Origin of the sequence: Microcoleus sp. AT8-A3 (assembly GCF_036705675.1) — a bacterium.
GTDB lineage: Bacteria > Cyanobacteriota > Cyanobacteriia > Cyanobacteriales > Microcoleaceae > Microcoleus.
Genome location: NZ_JAUBVD010000011.1, coordinates 66,283 through 91,631 on the forward strand (window position 1 = coordinate 66,283; position 25,349 = coordinate 91,631).

Here is a 25,349-nt window from a genome sequence, read left to right on the forward strand (position 1 = left end):
TTATGAAACCTGAACGCATTGTTTCTGCTAAAGCTATTGACGATCGCACATTGATGGTTAAGTTTACCAATCTAGAATTTAAAAAATACGACATCTCTAAGTTATTAGAGAATCCGATGTTTATGACCTTAAGTAATCCTGTGTTTTTCAGAAATTTTACAGTTGAACCTGGTGGTTATGCACTGGTTTGGAATGATGAGATAGATATCAGTGAATATGAACTTTTGCAGAATGGAATTAGTTGCACAGAGGAGGAAATTGAGCGATATATTGAATCTATTCATCATGTTGCTCGCTGAGAAATAATGCCCGATTCTTCTGAGCGATCGCCCTTTCGATGCCAAAAGGGCGATCGACAATTTTATTGTAGACTTTTATTGTGCGGCTTTACTGTTAGTAATTGAGATTGATGGGGAGAGTCATTTTACGGAACAAGGGAAACTATATGATGCAGAAAGAACCGGGATTTTAGAGGGGTATGGATTGAAGGTTGTCAGGTTTACGAATGTTGAGGTGTTGCAGAGTTTTGAGGGGGTTTGTGGGGAGTTGTTGGGTTTGATTGAGGGTGATTTTTGAGGCTTCTTCACCCTGGCGCCCCCCTTCTTAAGGGGGGGACATGAAGGGAGGAGAGTTGAATGGGTGGCCCGATGCGATCGAGGCGATCGCACTGTACGATCGCTAGTCGATTTTGGGCTTGCAATCGACAAAGGATAAAGCCTCTTCATCGAGATAACCTGCGATCGCCATTTCAATTACTGCCCAAACTGGATAATTCATTGTTTTAGCGCGCAGGGATAGTGCTTCACGAATGGTTTTGGGTAATCCTTCTAGAAAGATTTGTGCTAATTCCGGTGACAGATGTTCGGTGATAATAGGCTGAGTTTGCATAGAATTAGTCCCTCGCTGGAATTTTCACGTTATAGGGTGGGTTAACGGCTTGAATGATCAGGCTTTCTAATTCTGATGATAGCTGAATCCACGCTCGTAAAATCTAGCTGGTAAAGGGCGATGGCGAGATATTCAGTTTGTATTGCACTATTGCACCAGTGTATACTAGATTATAGGGGTGTTTTGAGCTAGTTTATGCCACGCCTAGATATCTACCATAATGTCGTTAAAGCTGCTCTCATTAAAGACGGCTGGACAATTACTCACGATCCTTTCACTATTAGATTTGAAGACTTGACTGTTTACGCGGATCTAGGAGCCGAAAAATTAATTGCCGCCGAGAGGAGTGAGCGAAAAATTGCTGTTGAGGTGAAGGTATTTATCAGTCCTTCCCCAGTGACCGATCTCGAACGAGCCGTTGGACAATACTATCTGTATTCGAGTTTTATGGCGCGGCTGGAGCCCGATCGTACTCTATACCTTGCCATTCCGAAACGCACTTATGAAAACTTTTTTCAGCGTCCGTCGATTCAGGAATTTGTTAAAGAACGACAATTCCCTTTGATTGTTTTCAATCCTGACTTAGAGGAGATTGTATTATGGAAAAGTTGACTCAGTATCGATCGATCGCGCGAGAAGTAATCGACGAATATGCCCGATACAAACCTAGTTTAGGGCAGAGCGATATGTCGGCAGTTTACGATATCGATCGCGACCATTATTTGCTGGTTAGTTTTGGATGGAATGGCGATCGGCGAGTTCACAGCACTATCCTGCATCTGCGAGTTTTAGAGGGCAAAATCTGGATAGAACGAGATGAAACTGAGGAGGGGGTGACTCAGGATTTGCTGGATAGAGGGGTTTTTCAAAAAGATATTGTGCTGGCTTTTTACCATTATGAAGACCGGAAGTTGACTGATTTTGCAATTGCTTGAGGTAAAGGACGATCGCCCTTAGTTGAGAAACAGGAATTAAGGGCGATCGCACTTTTTGACTTATTCCAAAGGGGCGATCGCAGGTTTTGCATCTGGTATGGATGAAGGGCGATCGCTCTTCCCTGCAAAAACATTCGCAACCAAAATGGCGATCGTACTCCCCTAAAGAGCGCTCTCTCGAAATCTCAAAAAAGCATTAGGTATTGCCTCCCTTAGCGCTTTAACGAGATATACCATTCATTGCTTCCCAATAAGCTTGAATTGGACTCATTGTCCTGCCCTTGATAACTGACGATTTAGGGTCATTTTCTAAAGAGATTTTGTCGGTGTTTGTCGCAACTGTTAAATGTAAATGAGCGCCCATTCTATTACCATTTGAAAATTTGAAATTAGCACCAGGAGTACCGATGGGCGTACTTGGACTAATTGGATCTCCTACTTTTACTAAAATTTTTTCATTAGCTAAATGATAGTACCACCAAACTCGACCAGTTTCTTTACCATCGATCGTTTCCTGAACAGCTACAGCAGTTCCTAGACCAAGAGATTTATAGTTGTTCTCAACATAAAGAACTTTTCCATTAATCCCGGCTTTAATCTGAGTTGCTCCTTGCAAGTCAATTCCTGAGTGTTCCCATCCCTCTATTATATACTTTGAGTAAAAAGCATCTGATGCGTAGCCTGCACCTAAAGCCACACGATTACCGAAAATGGCTGTAGACATCTTTGTATATACATCCTTAACCGATTGAGGTACATGATTTCTATACGGTTTCAAGGCTTCTTGTGGTGTAATTGGAGGCGATTTAGCCTGACCGATAGCTTGAAAAAACTTCAAAGCATTTTCATTGTTTTTCCCTACTAGGTCTTTATCGTTGTTCCAGTCAAAATAGAATACAGACGCACTTTGATCGTCCCACCAATTATCATCGGTTTTGCGACTTTCCAGTTCTGGATAGAATTTAAAAGCATTCTCTTTCAGCTTTTTCAATTCTACCTCTTGTTGTTGAAGAGTTTGTTTGAGTTGTTCAAGAGTTAGTTCTAGTTGAAATATCTCCCATAAGTTAGCAGGTGATATCCACCAGAATGTGTTGTTTTTTATTTCAGTGATTCTTTTTTGTTTTTGCAAAATCAAAGTATTAAGTTCTTTTATTCGTTCTTCTGGACTTGCCCCAGTGCGAATTGTATTGCCTTTTCCACTAACAACAGGTTCAGGCGTAGGAGACGGGGAAGTTGGCGAAACCGATCGCCCTTTTGTCTCATAAACAGTCACTTGCTGACCATTCCAGATCATAATCGCCCGTTCAAACTCCTGACGGAAAACACCACCACCCTGATCCTGCATACCAGTAATAGCAGCCCCCACTTGCGGATACTGGCTAGCAGCATACAAGAACTTCTGACGCACATCATCTGTAGGACTCGATGCAGTTGCAGGCTTTGTTGCCGCTCCCCAGATCAGACCGTTGCTAGAGACTGTACCGACAACAGTTACTCTAGCCGTGTTCGGGTCAATTGCCAGTTTCCGGCGATCGGAAGTATAAGCTGTCAGTTGGCCATTCTCCCAGCTCAAACCATACACTTCCAGCAAACCCAAATCGCCTATATAGCGCGAATTACCCGTCGCCAAATTGACAGCAACTAGGCGATCGTTCAACGAAGTATTAGGACTGCTAACCGTTGCTAAAATCTCATTAGCCCCGTTGAAAACCAAATCTCCACTGCTAGGCCCGCCCAAATTGCCAATCAAATTCATCTGACCATTATCAGGCGAAATCTGAAACAAATTGCCATTTCCCTGATCGGCCCCGTAGAGTCGGCCATCGGTCGAGAAAGTCAGAGAATTGAGAGTCCCCCCCGCCAACGGCCCGACATATCGTTCCGCACCCGTAGAGGGATTAATCTCATACAAACCATCATAGAAAGTACAGCCGTAAAGTTTGCCATTCGGAGCAACCGCCAAATCAGTAAAAGCGCGGCCTTGATAGATTGGATTTTGTGCACCCGTCGCCGTATTAACCTGCAATATCTGTCCGCTACTGGTAGACAGGTACACCGTATTAGCAGTTGGTTGCTGTGGAGGTTGTTGTGGGGGTTGCTGTGTCGGCGGAAGTAAAGACGGCTTACTTCCAGGATAGCCACCTGTCCAAGCACTCGGCACCCAATAAGTACCGCCGTTATATCGGAAGCGATACCACAAAGCATCCGGTTCCTTTGTCGTCAAATCGCTAAGCTGTTCGCCGTAAGTCCAGCCGTCAAAAGTTAGCGTATCACCAGTCTTAACAACAAAATTACTTCGATCGCTCGTATTCGGACTATTGCGAAGAGTAATCCCATTCGATGAAACCACCCAAGCAGTAAAGTTTTCATTGATAATATTGACAGCCCGTTCAGTCGGCGTGACAAGCCCCTCACCGCCCCAAGTCGTCGGTTTCAAGAAAGCTGTAGGATTATAAACTTCCGGCATCGTCTTCTTCGCCAAATCCACCGCCGCCAACGTATTCAAAAACCCAAAACCCGTCTCATCATCCCACCCAGACGGCCCCAAATCCCTCGCCGTAGACTTCAAAATCTCCATCACTTGGCGATAGTTCAAAGCAGGATTTGCCGCCCAAACCAAAGAAGCCGCCCCCGCAACTTTAGCAGTCGCCACCGAAGTCCCCGCCATCGTGCCCAAATCATTTCCCACAGTCGATAAACCGGGGTGTTCAGTTGTGCCCCCATCCGCCAAAATATCCAAACCGCGGCCATAACTAGAATAGTTCGATCGCCCGTTAATATCCCCAGCCCCAACAGTAAAAATATTGTCAAATTCCTGCGAAGCTTGACCCAAAACCGACATCACACCGCCGTCATTACCCGCCGCCACTACCAGCATTACCCCATTTTGCCGCGCATATTCGATCGCACTTCTTTCTGGCGGAGTCAACTCATAGCGCGTTTCCACAATCCCGTCAGCATTCTTCTGAGTCAAATCCAAACTGAGATTCGCGATCGCATTTTTCTGTCCAGAAGCCTTCGCAGCATCCACAAACTCTACCAAAGAATCAGCCCATCTCCCAGAATCGATCGCCCTTCCCACCCACTTCGGCGCAGTCTTATTAATCGCATCAATAATCCCCAACATAAAAGTACCGTGCTCGCTACCTTCCCCAGGCTTCAGCAACGGATTGTCATCCCCGCCCACATAATCGCGGCCCTTCTTAATATTCGCGTAATTCAAATAAGGACTATCCGCACTCACACCAGTATCAATACTCGCCACCAACGGCTGAGAAGCCAAAGGAGAATCTAGCAATTGACGGATTGCATTCGGATTGTTAGGATTCGGCGAATGCGGATCGACAGGAATTACAGCAACCGGCAAAGTCTCAAACGCACCGCCCGGATTGTAAGGAGTTTGAGTGGCAATCCCATCATGGTACAGACCCAGCGGGTCAAAATCAATCAGCGGCGGTAAATTGTTAGTTGGTGCTCCGTTCGGGTCGATCGGGCAAACACCGCTATCAGCGAAGAAATTAGGTAAATCTAAATCAGACAGCGACAAAGCACCCAATAACTGATGCAGCGCGTCGAAATCTTGCAGCAAACCCCCCACCCCCGCACTCGGAGTCACAATTTTTTCTAATATAAAAGTTTTTGGCCGTTTCCGGCTTTTCGCTGGCTTGGAATTACCAAAACCTTGAGCCTGTTTGCGTTTTTTGCCACCAAAATTTAGCCAGCCCATAACTTTTGCACCCTGATTAATATGAATTCGATCGCAAGAACTTAATTAAATGCCTTCAGACATTCAACCAAAATCCTTTGTTGACAAGGATTTTTCAATAATCGTCAAAAATTTCTGTTTATTTGAGAATTTACGCAAACTTAACAAAATTTCTGAATTGGCGATCGCTTTACATCTGCCGCGCTTAGCTAACGGTCAGGCGGGCGATCGGACAAATACTTTGTTAATGCTTAACTTCTATGATTTTTGCTTCTTCACACGATTATCATACACCCAAGTTCTATTTGCGATCGTAAAGTTTGTGTAACCTTTTTTGGATAGCAATCCCCGCCTCAACCAGAAACATCCGCTACACGCTCGTTTCCCACGCAATGACAGGTAAAAAATGCGTAATTCCTAAAATAGTTAGAATTTACACTTGCTTTTTTTCTAATTTCTGATAATATGAACACCAAGGTGAAATTTGGATTAAAGCCTAAAGCCCAAACAAATATCACTAAAGCTTCTTCACAAAATACTTCAATACTTCCATGCTTCCTTAAAACAGGGGCAAATTTCGCCTTGAAACTTTCCGTTTCCAGAAAGACTTAGGGCGGCTCGAAAATCTCAAAAACCCAGCGGAGAAAACATACAAACACAATTGGGCGATCGATTCTAAACAACTCAATAAAAACACCCACTTTAAGTTAAAACTCTTGTCCCCCCCTTCTTAAGGGGGGCTAGGGGGGATCGAGTTTCGGCCTAAAATGCGTAATTCCTAAATTAGTGAAAACTCTTGTCCCCCCCTTAAGAAGGGGGCTAGGGGGGATCGAGTTTCGGCCTAAAACCCACTGTCTCTCTGCTTGATCCGAAAGTCTAGATCCCCCTAAATCCCCCTTAAGAAGGGGAGTAGGGGTTGACTTTGAGTTGATTCTCTTGTCCCCCCCTTATTAAGGGGGGCTAGGGGGGATCGAGTTTCGGCCTAAAACCCACTGTCTCTCTGCTTGATCCGAAAGTCTAGATCCCCCTAAATCCCCCTTAAGAAGGGGAGTAGGGGTTGACTTTGAGTTGATTCTCTTGTCCCCCCCTTATTAAGGGGGGCTAGGGGGGATCAGAATCTCCGCCTAAAAACGAGTAACTCCTATTCAATTAAATCGAAACTTTGTCAGCCAAAGTGACAATCTACCATGCAACTCAAATCAGCGGTGCAATGGATACCTCATCCCGACGGTCATTGGATACTTCGCAATCCCGAAGACATTACCTGTATTCAAGTTGACGACTTTGACAAACAGGTAATTGTGCAATTAAGTCAACAACCACTAACTAATATTCTCGCTGAATACGACCTGGATTTAGAAGATGTGCAAAATCTCTTGAAAGACTTAGCACAAGCAGGAATGCTAGAAGGAACCAAGCCGCCGAAAGCTAAAATCAACCTGCTATCCTTCACAATTCCCCTAGTCAATCCCGATGTTTGGCTGTCGCGGCACATCGACAAATTCCGCTGGATTTGGACGTGGGAATTTGGCTTTTTTCTGTGCGCTTTCATCGCTTCCTCTGTAGCTGTGTGGTTGGCTTCCTCTGCCGAAGTCGCAGCCTCACATCAGCAGTTGTGGATAGCGGGAAAAAATGAGAATATTTTCAAATTTGTATTGCTGACAATGCTGGTAATAGCTTTGCACGAACTCGGCCACGCTTTCACGCTAAAACACTACGGCGGTATTGTTAAAGAAATTGGATTATTGTTTATGTGTTTCATCCCTGGATGTTACACAGATACAACCGACCAATACAGTTTAGTCCGGCGGAAACAGCGGGTTTTAGTAGTAGCCGCCGGAGTATTAATCCAAGTAACAATTTGGGCATTGGCTGTTTGGATGTGGCTGTTTTCTCAGTCAAATCCGGTTTGGCATCAAATTAGTTATTTGTTGATGGTGGCGGCCTTGCTGACAGTTGCAATTAATTTGAATCCGTTGAATAGATTTGACGGTTATTATTTATTAGTTGCTGGAACTGGCATTAACAATCTGCGACAAAGGTCGTTTGATTTTTATGGGGATTTGTTGCGGAGGGAGGAGATTGAGGAAGCAGCAGAAACGCAATGGGTTTTGGCAGCTTACGCGCCTTTGAGTATACTTTATACTGTTTGGGTTTTGAGTTATTTAGCATCCTTGCTGGGTAATTTGGTTTTGCGGGTTTGGAGTTTTTAACCGCAGATTAATTACAGGCGGGACGCCCGTGCCACGATTAACCTAACGGGCGAGACGCCCGTGCCACAAAATGCAACTTTATTATTGTAGGAGTTTATCGAAATGAATGTTTTTCAAAAGTGGGGAATTGTTAGCGGAAGTTTGAGTTTTGCAGTTGTCAGTCAATGTTTTTCTGCACAAGCGGCAACTCTTACTCAAACTTACACTGTGAATTTGGGTTCGCAGCCGTTAAATAGCAGCACGAATGTAGTTTTGCCCAAGTTTAATTCGCTGTTAGGAACGCTATTAAGGGCTTATGTTACGGTTAAGTCTACTGTTAATAATAGTGTGAGCATTACTCCTTTGACGGGAGATTTTATGGGGACGGCGGCGAGTAATGCAAGTATTGCTGTGAATATTCCGCTGTTGAAAGTTGACCCTAATTTGACTTTGAGTGTGTTAGCAAGTCCGCCGGAAACGAAGATTGCTAGTGGCGGTACGGGAAGTGTTAGCGGTTCGGCTTCTGGTACTGTGTCGAAGAGTTATGATTTGCCGCAGTTTTTAAGTGCTTTAACTGGCTGCGATGGTGATACTTTTACGGCTGGCGTGGCGACAACTGGTTTGACTCAAATTCTGGGGAGTCCGGCTAGAGGTAGTTTTGGGGGTAAGGTTGTGGCTAACACTACAGTTAGTGCAATTTATGAGTATGAACCTGTACCGGAACCGATGACTGCTGTTGGTACGTTTGTGGCTGCGGGAATGGGTTTGTGGTGCAAGAGAATGGCGGCAAAAAAGGTGTAATACTAATTAGGAGATTAACTGGTTCCTAGGCTCTGCCTGGGAACCGATATCCAGAGGCTCTGCCTCGTCGATTGGGGAGAAAAAGAGGAGGCAGAGCCTCCGGGAATGCGTCCCCAGGCAGAGCCTGGGAACGAGCAACTTAAAACTTGCTTAAAGCGATCGATAAACGCGATAGTTAATTTCAGGGAAAATATTATCAATCTCCTCAACCTTCTCCAACCAACCCGAATCAACTTTCCCTTCTTTCACTTCATCGTAAAGCTTGTGAAAGCGCATTAAGTGCGATCGAGTGCGCCGCACTGCATAGGGAACCATCGTCCCTGTACGCATGATAAACGCCCAGTCAGAAGATTGAGCTAGCAGCACTTCCCGCGCCGCTTGGTTCAAAGCCCGCCACTGCAACTCATCTGCAGGTTCCATGCTTCCCAACTCAATCATCCGTTCCGCAGCTTTGTGCAAGTGCGGGTAAATCCAAGCATTGGTATCGTTGAGCCAATATTCGTGGAAACCCCGGAAACCCCAGCTAGACTGAGACGGGCGGCACACTTGCTGAGTCGGATTTCCCCGCAAATAATCGGCTAAGTGCGTCATCTCGTAGGTATTTTGGTCGTACCAACTCTTGCGGAACAGGTAATCTAAGAACCAAGGCCCTTCGTACCACCAGTGACCGAAAAGTTCGGCGTCGTAAGGCGAAACAATAATCGGCGGACGCTGCATAATGCCGTTGAGGTGTTCGACTTGGCGTTCGCGGTTAAAAGCAAAATTGCTGGCGTGTTCCGCTGCTTTTTCCCTTGCCCAGTAAGGATCGTACAACTGTTTATCGCCTAAACCCAATCCGCGACCGGTGATTTTGTGATATTTAATCCCGGTATTTTTCCGCTGGCCGTTGGGCATGATGTAGGGCTTAATGTAATCGTAGTCAGCTTCCCAGCCCAAATCTTTGTAGAATTCGCGGTATTCGGCGGCGCCGGGATAGCCGACTTCGGAAGACCAAACCTGCTGCGAGGATTCGTGATCCCGGCCGAAGGCTGCGACTCCGCATTCGGTGAAAATTGGGGCGTAGCTGCCGTAGCGGGGACGCGGGCGGGCGTAGAGGATGCCGTGACCGTCTGTGAGAAAGTAGCGGAGGCCTGCGTCGGCTAACATCCGCTCTAAGCCTTCATAGTAGGCGCATTCGGGCAGCCAAATGCCTTTTGGTCGGCGGCCGAAGTTTGCTTCGTAGTTGTCGCAAGCTACTTGAATTTGTGCCCAAACTGCTTCGGGGTACATTTTCATCAACGGTAGGTAGCCGTGGGTGGCACCGCAGGTGATGATTTCGAGGTTGTTGGTATCTTGGTGTTCTTTGAAGGCTTTGACTAAATCTCGATCGTACTTTTCCCAAAAGTTGCGGACTTGAGAGAAATGGGTGGCGTAATGTTCTGCCAAATAGCGGAGGTGGCCGTTTCCGCTGTTGTGTTCGATTTCGAGATCGGCTAATTCTTCGAGTTTGGCCAAGTGGTCGTCGAAGCGGTCTTGCAGCAAGGGGTCGCGCAGCATTGCCACCAAGGGCGGTGTCATGCTCATGGTAATTTTAAAGTCGATGCCGTCGCGCTTGAGGCCTTCAAAGACTTGCAGCAGGGGAATATAGGTTTCCGCGATCGCCTCAAACAGCCATTCTTCTTCTAAAACGTAGTCGCTTTCGGGGTGGCGAACAAAGGGCAAGTGGGCGTGGAGAACGAGGGCGAGGTAGCCAATAGTCATAATGATTTGGATGCCGTAGTTATTAACTGACGCCTGTTAGGGACAGCTTTAAAATATTTTAAGATTTTATGCTGAAACGGGACTCACAAAATGCCGTGTTTTTTTAATGACCTTTCTCTAACAAACTAAATGTCAGCAAATTCTGATTTTCTGCTTGCTGTCGGATTAAGGCTGCTGCTGTTTGAGAGTCTACTGCCTTTGAGAAAAAGAATCCCTGGGCGTACTCACATTTTAACCCTTTTAGTATAGATAGTTGCGATGCTTCTTCGACTCCTTCGGCTACTACATCCATGCCTAAATTGTGGGACAAAGTAACGATCGACCGCACAATTTCTGTGGGGTCAATCCCTCCTTTACTGAAATCGAACTCACCTCCCATCCTGCTAACAAAAGAGCGGTCTATTTTTAAGGTATTGGTGGGGAAGCGGTGCAGGTAGGAGAGCGAGGAATAGCCGGTGCCGAAGTCGTCAATGCACAAGTCTATGTTTCGGGTTCTGAGCTGCACCAGCATTGCTGTTACTGATTCAGAATTTTCTATAAGTACGCTTTCGGTAATTTCTAGTTTTAAACTGCTGCCGTCGAGGTGAGTTTCTGCGAGGACTCGATCGATGTATTCGATTAAATCTGGCTGAGAAAACTGTTTGACAGAAATGTTGACGCTAACGCTCAACGGGGGGTGGCTGGGAAATAGCTGCTGCCACTGGCGGATTTGGTGGCAAGCTGTGCGAAGTACCCAGCGGCCCAGGGGTACGATCAAGCCGGTTTCTTCGGCGATGGTGATGAATTCGCCGGGGGAAACTAAGCCTCGTTCTGGATGCTGCCAGCGCACTAGGGCCTCAAAACTGGTAATTGTGTTAGTGGCGATCGACACGATCGGCTGGTAGTGAATAATAAACTGGGGCGCTGCGGATAAGGGAGGTAAGGCTGATTCGGGGGATGGGGGAAAGTCTTCTTCTGTGGCGGGTTCTTTAATTGATTCGATCGCCCGCCGCAGGTCGTTTTCGAGCTGCAACAGTCGCAAAGCGTGGGCGTGCATGGAACTGTTGAAAACTTCGTGTCGGGCTCTGCCAAGTTCTTTGGCGCGGTACATTGCTGTGTCGGCGTCGCGCAGCAGGGTTGTCGGTTCCAGGTATTCGCCAGAGCTCAAAGCTATGCCGATGCTGGCGGTGATAAATACTTCGTGTCCGTCTAGAAGGAGAGGGGAGGTGATTTTCTTTTGCAGTCGGTTGACAATGCTGCTAGCTTCATTGATGCCCTCGATGTCTTCTAGCAACAGCACAAACTCGTCTCCTCCGATGCGGGCTACTGTATCTCCGGGCCTCAGACAAGCTTCCAGACGCCGCGCGATCGATACTAGCAATTGATCGCCGATGGCGTGGCCGAGGGAATCGTTGACTACTTTAAATCTATCTAAATCGAGAAACAGCACGGCAAACGAGTAGTCTTTGCGCCGTTTTGCCAGCCTCAGAGCGTGTTCGAGCCGATCGGTAAATAGCGATCTGTTGGGCAATCCGGTGAGGGCGTCGTGAAAAGCATCGTGCAGCAGTTGTTCTTCGGCGAGTTTGCGCTGAGTGATGTCGTGACAGTTAATCACGATTCCCTTGACTGCGGGATCGTAGAGCAAGTTGGTGGCTACAGCTTCTACATAACACCAGGAACCGTTGCGGTGGCGGACTCGGTACTCAACTGGGCACTGGCTTCTTTTGGGGTTTTCAATGGCTTTGTGGAGGGTTTCGGCGATCGTAGCGCTGTCGTCGGGGTGAACTATTTCTAAGGCGCTGCGGCCGATCGCCTGGTGGGGCGCGTACCCTAAAATTCGCTTAACCGAAGGGCTGATGTAGCGGAAGATTCCTGCGGCGTCGAGAATGATCGTGATGTCTGTGGCGTTTTCAATCAGCGAGCGAAATCGCTGTTCGCTTTGGCGCAGGGCTGATTCTGCTTGTTTGCGATCGCTGATGTCGAGGGCTACTCCGTCTATAATTACGTCGCCGTTTTCGTTTTTGGAAAATTTAGCGCTGTCTTGCACCCACTTTACCTCCCCCGATCTCAGAACGATGCGGTACTGGCGATCGCACGGCAAAAGACTCGCTCTCGATGCTGCTACGCGGCTGTCAGACGAGCTTTTGTCCTCTGGATGGATGATTTCGGTCAAGAGTTCCGGGCGCGAAATCACTTCTTCGGCCCCGAACCCAGTAACTTCGCGCACGCCCGGACTGATGTAGGGCAGGGAGATTGTGCCATCTGGATGCAGCACAGTGCGGTAGACTGAGCCGGGAATGTTGGCTGCCATTGTGGCTAGCTGCTGCTGGATGCCACAGACTGCTGCTTCGGCGCGCTTGCGTTCTGCCAGTTCGGTTTGGGCTTGTTGGTAGAGTTCGGCTTGGTGGATCGCGATCGCGCACTGATCGGATATGGCTTTGACTAGCGATAGTTCTTCTGTAGTCCAACAGCGGGCCCGATCGCACTGGTAGAGGCAAATTCCTCCCAAAAATGATTGCTGGTATAGCAGCGGTGCGATCGCGATCGAGTGAAACCCTAAAAATTGGGCTGATGCTTGCAGTTCCGGGCTCAGAGTCGATAACTCGGCGAGGGCGATCGTTTCTCCGCGGGCGAGGGAGAAGCGATAGTGTTGGGCAAAGTCGCAATTTAGACCGATCGCCCGTTCTCTGTCGGCTGCCTTTAAGCTCATGTAGCGAATCCCGATCTTGCCCTCAGCATCTGGCTGCAATATCGCGCAGCCGCTGATTTCGAGAGCTTCGTGCAGTTGATCTGCGGTGGTTTGCAGCACTTCGTCGAGTACAAGGGTGAAGCGCATGGCTTGAACGATGCGGTTGACTATCGCTTCTCGCTGAGCTTGCCGCTGAATTTGGGCGATCGCTTCTTGTTGCTGGCGCCGCATTTTGTATTCTTGGAGCGATCGTTCTAAGACTGTTGGCAACCTAAACAGCCGCCCTTTTAATACGTAATCGGTCATTCCAGCTTTGAGGCACTCAACTGCCGCTTCTTCTCCCAAACTTCCCGTTACTAAAATTAAGGGTATGTCTTGCCCTAATTCCTGCATTAATTTCAATACTTCTAAACCGTTGAAGCCGGGGAGGCGGTAATCTGAGAGTACAGCATCGTACTGGCAATTTTCGAGCAGTTTTCTGCACTCTGTTGCTGTTTCGGCAGTGTCGCACTTAAAATTTACACCCCCCGATTCTAAGGCGAGCACTATTAATTCCATATCTTCTGCCATGTCTTCGATAATCAACAAGTTTAATGTTGATTCCGCTACCATTTTTAGTAGATAGTTGGTTTCATTTATATCTAACATAAGGTATTGGGGATGTTTTCAATTGGTTATTTGTGTTTTTGCTAGTAATTTTTTAGACTTAGTTTTGTTATTAATTTTATCTCGATATTTTTAGCAAAATTAATTATATACTCTACTCGCAAGACCTTTATTTAGCACCTGCAGTCGAGGGCTGACGAACCGATTGGGGAGCACCCCAATTTTTAAAAGAGCATTTTTTAGGAGTACGAGCATCTTGCACAGCCCCGCCTATATCTTTCGCTTCCATCCCTAACAGTGAACACTCCTGTCACACCAAAATTCGGATGCTCTCACCGATCGTGACTTATTTAAGTCTATAAGAGTTTTAAATTTTTCATTTAAAACTCTTATAGACTTAACTTATGAATCTATATTACCGTTTGAGATTGTTTGCCCTAGTTTAAAGTAAAAGGTGGCTCCTTGACTAGGTAGGCTTTCGGCCCAAACCGTACCGCCGTGGCGGTGAATAATCCGCTGGACGATCGCCAAACCGATGCCCGTACCTTCAAATTCTCTCTGGGAGTGCAGCCTCTGAAAGGCTCCAAACAGGCGATCGGCATATTCCATCGGAAAACCCACCCCGTTATCCTTGACAAAAATCGTCCCATCGGGTAAACCCTCAATAACTATTGTAGCCGGATTGCGTCCGCGGCTGAACTTGACGGCGTTGCTAATCAAGTTGCTGAACACCTGTTGCAGCAAGGTTGAATCTCCCATTACTGTCGGCAAATTTCCGACGGCAAATTCAACGCTGTGGGGAGTTTGGGCCGGATCTGCGACTGTTGGTGGTTTAGTCAATTTAATCGCATTTTGTACCAAACGGCTCAGATCGATCGGAATTTGCCTCAACTCGGTGCGAGTCACCCGCGACAGGGCGAGCAAACCGTCAATCAACAGGCTCATTTTTTGGCTGCTGTCTTCAATTACTTCCATATAGTGAACTATTTTGCGATCGCTCAAAGCCTCAGTTAATTCTAGCCGCTGTTTCAACGCTTCTACAAAACCTGAAATGTGTCGCAAAGGTGCGCGCAAGTCGTGGGAAACTGAGTAAGAAAAAGATTCTAATTCTTGATTGGCAGCTTCTAATTGCTCTGTGCGTTCTGACAAAGCTTGTTTTGTCTCTACCAACTCAGTGATATCGCGAGAAGTGCCAATTAAAGCATAAACCTCGCCGTCGAGATTTCTGAGGGGAATTTTAAAAGTATCGTAGTAACTGGTCTCGCCAGCAATTACAAATTTATCCTGCAAGTGCAGAGTTTCCCCTGTTTCAAATACCTGCGAATTTTCCCTAGAGAATTTGGCGGCTATTTCGGGGGAGAAACATTCAAAAATAGTTTTGCCCTGCATCTCTTTTCTGCTATTTAATCCAGCAGTTTTGGCAACAGATTGGTTGACAAAAGACAGTCGCATATTATCGCTATCTACCACAAAAATGTGGTCGGGCAAAGCATCAAAAAAAATTTCTAATTCTGCAGTACGTTGCGCGACTTGAGCTTCTAAAGTTTCGTTAAGTTCTTTGAGCTCTAATTCTACTCGTTTGCGTTCGGTGATATCTTGACCAATGCCGATACAACTGCCGTCTGAAAGACGAACATTTGCCCAAGAAGTGTCGATAATTCGCCCGTCTTTAACTTTTGTTTTGAAGTCGCTCCACTTCTCATTTGCTGCTTTTATTTCATCCAAAACATATTGACGGTATTCTGGCTGCGGATAAAATTCTGCCAAGATATCACGGTTTTTGATTTCTGCCAAACTCCAGCCTAGCACTTGTTCCCAGTGGCGGTTCACCCAGTTTATTTGACCATTTTTGTCTAATAATGCGAGCATAATCGGCACGTTGTCGAAGATTGTTTGCAGCAGTTCTTTTTGCTGTTTTAATGATTCTTCGGCTTGTTTGCGATCGCTGATGTCGAGTACGGAACCGATAATTTGCCTCATTTGTCCGTCTGGCGTTCTTTTGAAAACTTTAGAGCGAGCGTGCACCCAGCGCCATTCCCCATTTTTGTGTTTGATTCTGTAGTCTCTGTCATCGGTTTCATAGGGATTCCTACTGTGTTTTAGTCGCTCCATACCTGTAATTAGCTTTAACAGATCGTCGGGATGAACTAAGTTGGCTACAGCGTCTGTCCCCAAATCTTGCAATTCTTGGGGAGTGTATCCCAGCATAGCTGTGACAGATTCATTTGCATAAATATTTTGGTTTTTTACTGCATCGTAAATGTAGAGAAAATTAGGTATAGTTGTAACAATACTCTCTAAAAGTTGCTGATGTTTTTGCAGTTCCAATTCTGCCTGCTTGCGCTCGCTCAAGTCCAGCACAAAACTGACGCCTAATTGCTTCGTTCCTTCTAAAAATGTGCTGCCCAGCAGCACCGGAACGCGGCTACCATCGGAGCATATAAATTCTTTTTCAAAGGGAACAACCGTATTTCTAGCCTTCAGTTCGGCAACTTTTTCTGTATCTAAACCCACGTATTCAGGTGGTGTCATTTCTTGCCAGTTAACTTTTCCGGCAAGCAGCTCGTCCCGCGTATAATTTACCGTGTTTAAAAAAGCCGCGTTCGCATCTGTAATGTGGCCGTCAAGATCCCAAAAAATTAAGCCGATAATATTAGAATCTACTATGGCTTTAAATTTGGATTCGCTTTGTCGCAACTGATCTTCGACTTGTTTGAGTTCTGTGATGTCGCGGGAGATGGATAAAACTGTTTCTACTGAATTGTCTTCAGCAAACTCGGGAATGACTCGACAGTGGTAATATTTTATGCCTTCGGAAGTGGGCAAGTCAAATTCTATGGTTTCTTGTTTGCCGCTACCAAAAACTTTCATAAAAGCCTCATCCCACAGGCTGCACAGGTGCGGTGGCATTCCTGATTCTTGGTTGGTTTTGCCAATCAATTTTTCGGCGTGTTTTCCAATTGTTGATTCTACTGCTGGGTTGATGTAAAGGAGGCAGAGTTTGCGATCGAACCGGGCGATAATATCGGTCGCATTTTCGGCGATGGCGCTGAAAGCTTGTTCGCGCCTATGCAGTTCTTCTTGAGCGCGGTGGAAATCGGTTATGTCTCTGGCAAAAGAGAGAATTGAAACTACTCTTCCCGATTCATCGATTAGTGCGGAATTGTACCATTCACAGTAAATTACTGAGCCATCTTTTGTATAGTTGCGGTTGCGGCAAATGTTGCGGGGTTCTCTGCTGTGTAATAGTTGATTTGTGACGGCACACACTTCCTCGAAGTCTTCTTGATGAACTATTGACCATTCGTGCCAGTATTTGCCGATTACTTCTGCTGCACTCCAGCCAAATATTTTTTCTGCCATTGGCGACCACTGCACTACCCGAAATTCTTTGTCCCACTCTACAACGGCCATTGGTGAGTTTTCTAGGTGAAATTCCCGCCGCGAGTTGGCTTTTTTTATTTGAGTTTGAAGTTGCTGCCGGAGTTGCTTCGCCCTGGCGAAGCGATCGCTAATTTCCTGTGTGTTTGCTGAGCCAGTGTTGGCAATGTGAGCAATGGTTTCTGCTGTTTGTTTTTCGAGTTCGTTCCAAGCGAGTTCGAGGGCTAATTCCGCCTGCTCTAGCTCAGTGATGCTGTTCTGAAACAGTCTGGCACTTTTAACTGGAATTTCACGCATAGTTTTGACACTTAGGCAAGTGTTACTTTGAGAATTCAAAATTAAAGCTTAAAAATTAAAAATATGTAATTTCCTGTTAAATTATACATTTTTAATTTTTAGTCTGTGCGTGGAGCTGATCGTTGGAGGCGGGCGGCGTTATTAAATACAGCCAGTCAAAGGATTTGGGGTGCAGATCGATCGGCAATTGTAGTCGATCGATCTAAAACTCTCCTGGGTAAGGGAATGGTGCGGGCAGGAGCTGGCGCTAAGTATATTTTTGCACAGAGTTGTTGTTTGGGGGCGATCCAAAGGCTCTCGGCGTGGCTGCAGCCTTGGGTCGATCGCCAATCTGTAGCAGGGCGTTGCGTATGCAGAGCCCCATTTGTCTCAACTAAACACGCTTGCTCAAAGTCCGTCAGGGGTTTAAACCTGCCGAAATCAGGGTTTGACACGCTTGTTGACACCAATGAAACCGCCCCTACCTACAAATACTCTCCCATCAGTTTGGTCAATAAAAAGCTAAAATAAAATCTAAAGTTATTCAGTCTTTTAAATTGCTTATGACTGCTGCTGCACCCTCTTCGATAAAAAACCGAACTCAGTACGAAGCCATTATCGGCCTCGAAACTCATTGTCAATTAAGTACGAATACTAAAATTTTCTCCAGTTCTTCTACAGAATTTGGCAATGCCCCAAATACTAACATTGACCCAATTTGTATGGGAATGCCGGGAGTTTTGCCCGTATTAAATCAAAAAGTGCTGGAGTATGCGGTGAAAGCAGGGCTGGCTCTCAACTGCGAAATCGCACCTTACAGTAAGTTTGACCGCAAGCAATATTTCTATCCCGATTTGCCGAAAAATTATCAAATTTCTCAGTTCGATTTGCCGATCGCTACTAACGGCTGGCTAGAAATTGAACTGGTGGATGAGACGGGAAATTCTACTAGAAAAAAAATCGGGATCACTCGCTTGCACATGGAGGAAGATGCCGGAAAATTGGTTCACGGCGGCAGCGATCGGCTCAGCGGTTCAACTTATTCAATGGTGGATTACAACCGCGCCGGTGTGCCTCTAATCGAAATTGTTTCGGAACCGGATTTGCGATCGGGCGCGGAAGCTGCCGAATACGGTCAAGAATTGCGCCGGATCGTGCGCTACATCGGTGTTGGCGACGGGAATATGCAGGAAGGTTCACTCCGGTGCGACGTGAATATTTCGGTGCGCCCCGTGGGCAGAAAAGAGTTCGGCACGAAGGTGGAAATTAAAAATATGAACTCTTTTAATGCGATCGAACGGGCGATCGATTATGAGATCGAGCGACAAATTCAAGCGGTGGAAAATGGCGAAACCATCATCCAAGAAACCAGGCTGTGGGATGAAAACAAGCAGTGTACTTTCAGTATGCGGGTTAAGGAAGGTGCGAGCGATTATCGGTATTTCCCGGAACCGGATTTGCCTCCGATCAAAGTTTCGACTGAGCAATTGCAGGATTGGCAAGCTCAACTGCCAGAATTGCCGGCAATGAAGCGCCATCGCTACGAAACTGAGCTCGGTCTTTCTCCCTACGACGCGCGGGTGCTGACTGACGACAAAGCGGTGGCGGAGTATTTTGAAAAATCGATCGCCGCCGGTGCTGTGGCTAAACAAGCTGCCAATTGGGTGATGGGCGATATTACTGCTTATCTGAAAAATGAAAAACTGGCGATCGCAGAAATTCCTTTCCAACCGCAGGATTTAGCTGAACTGCTGGGGCTAATTGAGGCCGGTACGATCAGTGGCAAAATCGCTAAGGATATTTTGCCGGAGTTGCTGGCAAATGGTGGTTCGCCTCAAAAGTTTGTTGAAAGCAAGGGTTTGATTCAAATTTCGGATACTGGGGCGATCGATCGAGCGATCGATGCGGTGTTAGCCGCCAATCCCAAGGAGCTCGAACAGTACCGAGGCGGTAAAACTAAGCTGCTGGGCTTTTTTGTCGGCAAGGTGATGAAGGAAACGGGCGGCCGGGCCGATCCCAAACTGACCAATGAGCTGCTGGCGGCGAAGCTTAACGCCCCAGGTTAAGCATTCGTTAAGGGGATCGTGTAGCGGATACAGCGGCGGGCGATCGGTTTTTCCTGAGCTCGCCCTTCTGGCGGGATCGTAACTTTATAATTAATCTACATTTCTTTACAACATCTTCACGTTTGGGGGGTGACACCCCTCATCCCGATAGTGTTATATTGTGTTATGTAGATGCACCCTGATGGCAGAGGGAGTTACTTAGGTAGCTCTCTCTTTTTTTTGTCTTTTTTTTGTACGGACGTGAAAGTACGGATGGGGGAGAGGGGGATGGGCCATACTGAAATCTTGCACCATTCTCAATCAGCTTTTTATGAACAGGCTTTCCGGCCTGTTCCACAAAGAGTGAATTTTCTCGTGGAACAGGCATCTTGCCTGTTAAGCGAGAATGGTGCAATATCTCAGTTAATATCAGCTTTAGTTATTAACTAATTTGGACAGTATGAGCGAACAAGCTAGCGAGCTAATCAAGCAGGGGATTTCGCAATATCAGGCGCGTCAATTTGAGGCGGCGCTGGATTCTTGGCAGAAAGCGCTGGCGCTGTATCGCTCAATGGACGATAAGCGCCGATCGGGTGCGGCGCTGGGTAATATGGGTGTAGCTTACGAAGCGCTCTTGAATTATGCTCAGGCGATCGACTGCTACCAGCAACATTTGATGTTAGCGCGGGAAATTGGCGATCGCCGGGGCGAGGCAAATGCTTTGGGAAATTTGGGCAATGCTTGCTGTGCTCTTGAGGATTTTTCTGGTGCTATTGATTACCAGCAGCAGCGTTTGGCGATCGCGCGGGATACTGGCGACGGGCGCTCTGAATTGGAAACTTTGGGCAATTTGGCGCTAGCTTACGATGCTAAGGGAGATTTGCCTGGTGCGATCGAATGCTATCACCAGCAGTTGTCGATCGCGCGCACCAGCAAGGACGATCGCATTGAGCGCAATGCTCTCAAGTATTTGAAGCTCGGCTACAAGTATTTAGCAGATTATGACAAGGCTAACCAGTACCGACAGGAGCAATTGGCGATCGTCCGCGAACTGTTTTTAACTGATAAAAATAAGAGTTTTGTACAACTTGCAGAAACAGTTGGTTTGAATCCGATTGAGGATTTTGCTGGGGCTAATTTAAGCGGTTTTGACTTGCACTACGCTGATTTTAACGGTGCAGATTTGCGCGAAACCAACCTCCGAGGCGCAGACTTGACTTTGGCCGATCTCAGCGGTGCTTTGCTGAGCGCTGCTATTTTAATTGATGCTAATTTGTGCAATGCTAATTTGCGGGATGCTGAACTCAGCAGCGCCAATTTGAGCGGTGCTGATTTGCGGACAAAGCTGCCCAGGGCGAATTTGAGCGGTGCAAATTTAACCAACGCCAATTTGAGCAGTGCTTATTTACCGAATGCGATTTTAGTAAATGCAAATTTGACAAATACTGATTTCAAGAATGCTGATTTAAGTGGTGTTAATTTGAGTGGAGCGAATTTAAAAGGTGCTGATTTGAGCCGCGCTGATTTGAAAAATACTGTAGTTAAAAATGCGAAGTTTTTGGGTTGTGTCGGAATTGCGGAAGCCCTGAAGGTTGAATTGATGGCACGGGGCGGGATTTTTGAGTAGAATGGGAAATGTTGGTAATTGTAGAGGGTAAGAAAAGCTATGACTGCCGTAACTGCAAAACGATTCTCGATCGCCGAATATCACCGTTTGGGAGAACTGGGATTTTTCGCCCCCGATGAGCGAGTTGAATTGATTCGCGGAGAAATTATCAAAATGGCTGCAAAAGGTACGTTTCACTCTGTTTGTAATTCGCTATTGCTTAAAAAATTGTACCCACTGCTGGAAGAACGAGCGATCGTGCGCGGTCAAGAGCCGATTATTTTGTCGGCTGATAGCGAACCAGAGCCTGATGTTGTTATTGCTCGCAATCGTTCTGATAATTATTTATCTTCTCACCCGGAGCCTGCTGATATTTTGCTGGTAATTGAGGTTTCCGATTCTACTTTGAAATACGACAGGAGAACCAAGTTATCTCTCTATGCTGAATCGGAAATTTCTGATTATTGGATATTTAATTTGGTAGATATTCAACTGGAAATGCACAGCGAACCTTATCAAAAACAAAGAGGTGGTTTCGATTATCGAGTCAAACGAGTGGTTTTGCCGAATGAGGTTGTGGTAATTCCAGGTTTCCCAGATTTGTCTCTCGATTTATCTGCGGTATTTCCCGCGCAGAGTGGTGACTAAATATTCTGGCTCGATAGCACATATTTTAACTCAGTAATTAAAGAGCGATCGAGCTTTTTTCGATGATATAATCTAAAAGTGCAAATGAATGATATTATGTCCGGTCGATTACCCCTAATAGGGTAGGGGCGGGTTCACGAAAAATATCTGCCAATAATTGACAATCTCAAAAACCCGCCCTTTTAATCGCTATCATCCAAAACAATTTGGTTTCTGACCCCCGATTTATTCGCGGGAGAAATCTAAAATCTAAAATCTAAAATCTAAAATCAGATGACAGCTAAAACTCTTGCTCCACCCGAACAAATTGTCGAGCTATCGGGTATCAGTTGGCAAACCTACGAAACTTTGCTTGCCGAAATTGGCGATCGGCAAATTCGACTGACATATAGTCGTGGCAATTTGAAAATTATGGTACCCTCCCCAGAACACGAACGCTTCAAAACAATAATGGGTCGATTTGTTGAAACCTTAGCGGAAGAATTAGAGGTGAGAATTGAACCCCTTGGTTCCACAACTTTCAAGCGTCCTGAACTTAGCGGTGCAGAACCGGATGAATGTTTTTACATCCAGAATATTAGTGCAGTTAAAGGCAAAAAAAGAATTGACCTGAGTCAAGATCCGCCGCCGGATTTAGTGGTGGAAATTGATATTACCAGCCGTTCGGAAAATACCTTGCAGGTTTATAGGGATCTGGGAGTGCCGGAAGTTTGGATTTATAATGGATCTCGACTCAGAATCAACAGATTAGAAAATGGAGAATACGTTGAGGGCGAACTCAGTTTAGCATTTCCCAGCGTGGCTGTTTTAGAGATTGTCAGATTTTTGGAACAAGCAGAAACAATGGACTATTTGGAATTAGTAAAAGCATTTCGGAATTGGGTAAAAAGTCAAATTCAGCAAAACCAATGAAGGGCGGAGGAAATTAAACAAAATTTACAATTTTATCCACGAAAAAAAGCTGTGTTGTGATAAAATAGAGATGATAAACTAATTTAAATATCAATTACAGGCTGGTAGTGCCAGCAATTCTACCCGATATGCGATCGCTAGAGTCTCACAACAAATACCCAGATTGCTTGTGGATGCAATTTGAAGCAATTCCAGTTCCATCGGTTGCACCCCAAACCCAGCAGCTCGACATTCACTTGAGCCTGAATTTTAACGAGCATTGGGAACCCCTGCTAGGTGGTCGCGTCAAATTTGGTCTGCAAGGCGGGACGCTCAAACTCTATCTAGAAAACTGCGAAATACCCGTAGCCTCACGTCAGTTAGTCGGTTCTTTCAAGCTTTTGCCAATAGAAGAAACCCTGCCAATTCCAAGCAGTACAGAAAATTTAGTAACCGAAAGTCAGCGGGAAGTTCAGGGCGGCGAGGATTTGGAAAAAATTAAGGAGACAGAGAGCATATTTTGTCACGTTTCCACAATCAGCGATGATACAACCCCAGCTTGGATTTTTGCAGTGGAACAGGGCAAATCAGTATTAAAAGGTTTGCTAAAAAGCGCTAAGCTGGGAGAAATTACTGCCAAAGAATTTCGGATGGCAGCGGCTTTTGAAGTTGCTAAAGAAGATATTAATCTCACAGATGCGGAGGGTTTGTGGCCGCACGAGATCACGCCAAATCAACATTCGGTTTTAGAAAGAATCCTGACTGTATACCTGCAAGCAAATAAACTCCAACCTGCCCTCAGTTGGGCGCTATTGTCCTACAATTTGCCTCCGGTTGAACCGCGCGAAGTGGAAATTGTGCCGGAAGCTGAATCCCAATTGCAGGAAATGGTCGATCGCATTATTTCCGCTGAAACCGACAACTTTGTAGAGTTGGCAAAAATCGCCAATCTCAATCCAGCACTTGATTTCGCGGGTAGCAGCTTGCGCGGAACGAATTTAAGTGCAGTGGATTTTAGCAGCGCAAATCTCGATCGGGCAAATTTCCGGGGTGCAACCTTAAACGATGCCGATTTCAGCGACGCCAACCTGCAAAATGCCAAATTCGGCGGTGCAGATTTGAGTGGGGCTTTCTTAGGAAATGCTGATTTAAGCGGTGCAGATTTGCACAAAGCAAGTCTAGCTTTAGCTAACCTCAGCGGTGCTAATTTGAGCGGCGCAAATCTGCTGGAAGTGAACTTAACAAATACTAATTTCAGTGGTGCGAATGTCGAGTCAGCCAGATTCGGGAACAATTCAGGAATGGATGAGGAAATGCAGGTGAATCTACAGCAGCGAGGCGCGATTTTTGAGGAGGTTTAGTCAGTAAGTGCGAAAGCCCTTTTATTTATCCGCTTCTATTGTGGCACGGGCGTTACGCCTGTGCGATGGAATTTCACCTTTAAACTATCGATTGAAGCAGCAACTCTATGAATTTAGAGGTAAACTCTTAAAAATCCTGCGTCTGCCATACCGGGGAGTGTCAATCATCCCATCCCAACATCTCTGCCACTTTTCCCGGCAGGGTGGTGGGTTCAAATGGTTTGCGAATTACCCCAGCAACGCCCATTTTGGCAAATTCAGCCATATCGCTTGACATCACTCTTGCTGTCAGCAGAATCACTGGAATCGATCGAGTAATCGGATCGGATTGGAGGATCTCGTACACAGCAAACCCATCCATTCCAGGCATTGATATATCCAGCAAAATAGCATTAGGTCGTTCTGTTTGTAGGATTTGTAAACATTCTTGTCCTGATTCGGCCACCAGCGTGTTCCATCCCGCGAGGTCTTCCAGGCACAACTGTATCAGTTCGCGGAGGTGTTCTTGGTCGTCAACGATGAGAATTTGCTTCCCTTTCATCTTGTTTTCGGGCAGGAGACTGCCATCATAATTAGCTAATTGCAAAGTGTTCATTTTATTTGGGTTGATTAAAAATCAATCTTTCGGTTGCCAATTGGGTGTCAAATACCCATCTTTAAGCAATCGCTCAAAGATGTGTATTTGAGAGTTGAATCCGAACTTCGGATTGCTCAACTCTCAACTCTTTAGCAATCTGAAGTATTAAACCATCCTGGTCTATTTCAGCCGCATAGATTTCAGGATGTAGGCGGTGGGGCAACGGAATGAGACTTTGAAATCCACTAGGAAGGAAATAACCTTCTACTACAGCCGATTCGGTAGGTTGACCTTGGATTAAAACAGTTTCTGGAGTGATTTGGAGATTCAATTTGACAAGATGAATGTCAGAGATGTGAACTTTAACGATAAGTGTCGCATCCTTTTCTTGAACTTTAATGCCTGCGATCGGTGTTTCCTCTGTATGAGCAATCCCAAGCGTGGATTGCTGACAAGCAGTGGGCAAACCGGAAAATGAATCTGCGAGATCCTGATTTATATCATTCAAAACCTGAAAAGCATTCATCGAGTCTCCTCCTAATGCAAAGAACTGTTAGCTGCATAACAGGAGACTAAATAGCAACGGTAAGGAATTGGTAAAGATTCCGTTATTGTTACAAAAATTCACAAAAATGGTAAAATTTATTCATTCCATCCCAAAATCTCTGCTACTTCTTCCGTCAAAGTGATGGGTTGGATGGGTTTGGCAATTACCCCAGCTACCGCCATTTGGGCAAATTTAGCCCGATCGCTGGGCAAAACTTTCGCTGTCAGCAGAATCACTGGAATCGATCGAGTAATCGGATCGGATTGGAGGATCTCGTACACAGCAAACCCATCCATTCCCGGCATAGATACATCCAGCAAAATAGCATTGGGTTGTTCTGTTTGCAGTATTTGTAAACATTCCTCTCCCGATCGTGCCCCCACTGTTTTCCATCCGCCTAAATCTTCTAAGCAGGCTTGCACAAGTTCCCGAAGGTGTTCTTCATCGTCAACAACTAGAATTTGTCTGTGTGTCATCGGAT

The 25,349-nt window shown here is 46.0% G+C and carries 21 protein-coding genes; 12 read left to right on the forward strand and 9 right to left on the reverse strand.

What is annotated here, in order from left to right; translation table 11 throughout:
- Window positions 1–2: 2 nt before the first annotated feature.
- Together QUB51_RS09135 and QUB51_RS09140 are read left to right on the forward strand one after the other, a co-directional pair.
- Window positions 3–299 (forward strand): DUF2442 domain-containing protein, encoded by a 297-nt coding sequence (locus QUB51_RS09135; RefSeq protein ID WP_333210733.1) that lies wholly within the window; start codon window positions 3–5, stop codon window positions 297–299.
- A 19-nt stretch (window positions 300–318) separates the two neighbouring features.
- Window positions 319–576, forward strand: coding sequence for an endonuclease domain-containing protein (locus QUB51_RS09140; protein WP_333210744.1), 258 nt, complete (start codon window positions 319–321; stop codon window positions 574–576).
- Window positions 577–678: 102 nt separating this feature from the next.
- Here the strand turns inward: QUB51_RS09140 and QUB51_RS09145 are convergent, their stop codons facing one another.
- A complete protein-coding gene (locus tag QUB51_RS09145; RefSeq protein WP_293330773.1) occupies window positions 679–888 on the reverse strand; it encodes a hypothetical protein in 210 nt (69 codons plus the stop codon).
- 195 nt (window positions 889–1,083) lie between these two features.
- Between QUB51_RS09145 and QUB51_RS09150 the strand changes: the two genes are divergently transcribed.
- Both QUB51_RS09150 and QUB51_RS09155 read left to right on the forward strand, forming a co-directional pair.
- The gene (locus QUB51_RS09150) at window positions 1,084–1,500 is read left to right on the forward strand and encodes an element excision factor XisH family protein (RefSeq protein ID WP_096829196.1); all 417 of its coding nucleotides are present in this window, start codon (window positions 1,084–1,086) and stop codon (window positions 1,498–1,500) included.
- Window positions 1,488–1,823, forward strand: coding sequence for a XisI protein (locus tag QUB51_RS09155; protein WP_333260790.1), 336 nt, complete (start codon window positions 1,488–1,490; stop codon window positions 1,821–1,823). Before QUB51_RS09150 ends, QUB51_RS09155 begins: the two co-directional genes overlap by 13 nt.
- Window positions 1,824–2,043: 220 nt before the next feature.
- Here QUB51_RS09155 and QUB51_RS09160 read toward each other — a convergent pair whose 3' ends face one another.
- The gene (locus QUB51_RS09160) at window positions 2,044–5,550 is read right to left on the reverse strand and encodes a S8 family serine peptidase (protein ID WP_333210741.1); all 3,507 of its coding nucleotides are present in this window, start codon (window positions 5,548–5,550) and stop codon (window positions 2,044–2,046) included.
- 49 nt (window positions 5,551–5,599) lie between these two features.
- Here QUB51_RS09160 and QUB51_RS09165 point away from each other — a divergent pair, with 49 nt between their 5' ends.
- From QUB51_RS09165 to QUB51_RS09175, 3 genes are all read left to right on the forward strand, one after another.
- Window positions 5,600–5,857 carry a hypothetical protein gene (locus QUB51_RS09165; protein ID WP_333260786.1) on the forward strand — a complete coding sequence of 86 codons (258 nt, stop codon included), beginning with the start codon at window positions 5,600–5,602 and terminating at the stop codon, window positions 5,855–5,857.
- 859 nt (window positions 5,858–6,716) lie between these two features.
- A complete protein-coding gene (locus QUB51_RS09170) occupies window positions 6,717–7,742 on the forward strand; it encodes a site-2 protease family protein (protein ID WP_333207855.1) in 1,026 nt (341 codons plus the stop codon).
- A 102-nt stretch (window positions 7,743–7,844) separates the two neighbouring features.
- A complete protein-coding gene (locus QUB51_RS09175) occupies window positions 7,845–8,522 on the forward strand; it encodes a PEP-CTERM sorting domain-containing protein (protein ID WP_333207857.1) in 678 nt (225 codons plus the stop codon).
- Between the two features lie 150 nt (window positions 8,523–8,672).
- Here the strand turns inward: QUB51_RS09175 and QUB51_RS09180 are convergent, their stop codons facing one another.
- The 4 genes from QUB51_RS09180 to QUB51_RS09195 all read right to left on the reverse strand — a co-directional run bounded on the left by QUB51_RS09180 (window position 8,673) and on the right by QUB51_RS09195 (window position 17,660).
- A complete protein-coding gene (locus QUB51_RS09180; RefSeq protein ID WP_333071186.1) occupies window positions 8,673–10,262 on the reverse strand; it encodes a glycoside hydrolase family 57 protein in 1,590 nt (529 codons plus the stop codon).
- A gap of 103 nt (window positions 10,263–10,365) precedes the next feature.
- Entirely contained in the window at window positions 10,366–13,578 is a 3,213-nt protein-coding gene (locus QUB51_RS09185) for an EAL domain-containing protein (RefSeq protein ID WP_333260783.1), read from the reverse strand.
- 360 nt (window positions 13,579–13,938) lie between these two features.
- Window positions 13,939–17,214: a PAS domain S-box protein gene (locus QUB51_RS09190; RefSeq protein ID WP_333055638.1), complete on the reverse strand. Its 3,276-nt coding sequence runs from the start codon at window positions 17,212–17,214 to the stop codon at window positions 13,939–13,941.
- A gap of 155 nt (window positions 17,215–17,369) precedes the next feature.
- Window positions 17,370–17,660, reverse strand: coding sequence for a hypothetical protein (locus tag QUB51_RS09195; protein WP_333298206.1), 291 nt, complete (start codon window positions 17,658–17,660; stop codon window positions 17,370–17,372).
- Window positions 17,661–17,756: 96 nt separating this feature from the next.
- Between QUB51_RS09195 and gatB the strand changes: the two genes are divergently transcribed.
- The 5 genes from gatB (at window position 17,757) to QUB51_RS09220 (ending at window position 23,744) form a co-directional block, all read left to right on the forward strand.
- Window positions 17,757–19,259 (forward strand): Asp-tRNA(Asn)/Glu-tRNA(Gln) amidotransferase subunit GatB, encoded by a 1,503-nt coding sequence (gene gatB / locus QUB51_RS09200; RefSeq protein ID WP_333055640.1) that lies wholly within the window; start codon window positions 17,757–17,759, stop codon window positions 19,257–19,259.
- Window positions 19,260–19,698: 439 nt separating this feature from the next.
- Window positions 19,699–20,865 (forward strand): pentapeptide repeat-containing protein, encoded by a 1,167-nt coding sequence (locus tag QUB51_RS09205; protein ID WP_333260780.1) that lies wholly within the window; start codon window positions 19,699–19,701, stop codon window positions 20,863–20,865.
- Between the two features lie 39 nt (window positions 20,866–20,904).
- The gene (locus QUB51_RS09210) at window positions 20,905–21,492 is read left to right on the forward strand and encodes a Uma2 family endonuclease (RefSeq protein ID WP_333055642.1); all 588 of its coding nucleotides are present in this window, start codon (window positions 20,905–20,907) and stop codon (window positions 21,490–21,492) included.
- Window positions 21,493–21,765: 273 nt separating this feature from the next.
- Window positions 21,766–22,404 carry a Uma2 family endonuclease gene (locus tag QUB51_RS09215; protein ID WP_333055643.1) on the forward strand — a complete coding sequence of 213 codons (639 nt, stop codon included), beginning with the start codon at window positions 21,766–21,768 and terminating at the stop codon, window positions 22,402–22,404.
- A gap of 107 nt (window positions 22,405–22,511) precedes the next feature.
- Window positions 22,512–23,744 (forward strand): pentapeptide repeat-containing protein, encoded by a 1,233-nt coding sequence (locus QUB51_RS09220; RefSeq protein ID WP_333260775.1) that lies wholly within the window; start codon window positions 22,512–22,514, stop codon window positions 23,742–23,744.
- A gap of 160 nt (window positions 23,745–23,904) precedes the next feature.
- On the opposite strand, the gene QUB51_RS09225 is transcribed toward QUB51_RS09220, so the two are convergent.
- The 3 genes from QUB51_RS09225 to QUB51_RS09235 form a co-directional block, all read right to left on the reverse strand.
- Complete coding sequence (locus QUB51_RS09225) at window positions 23,905–24,285, reverse strand: response regulator (RefSeq protein ID WP_333260828.1); 381 nt, start codon at window positions 24,283–24,285, stop codon at window positions 23,905–23,907.
- Window positions 24,286–24,412: 127 nt separating this feature from the next.
- On the reverse strand, window positions 24,413–24,847 hold the full coding sequence (locus QUB51_RS09230) for a hypothetical protein (RefSeq protein WP_333055645.1): 435 nt from the start codon (window positions 24,845–24,847) through the stop codon (window positions 24,413–24,415).
- A gap of 116 nt (window positions 24,848–24,963) precedes the next feature.
- Window positions 24,964–25,344 (reverse strand): response regulator, encoded by a 381-nt coding sequence (locus QUB51_RS09235; RefSeq protein WP_333055646.1) that lies wholly within the window; start codon window positions 25,342–25,344, stop codon window positions 24,964–24,966.
- Window positions 25,345–25,349 lie beyond the last annotated feature (5 nt).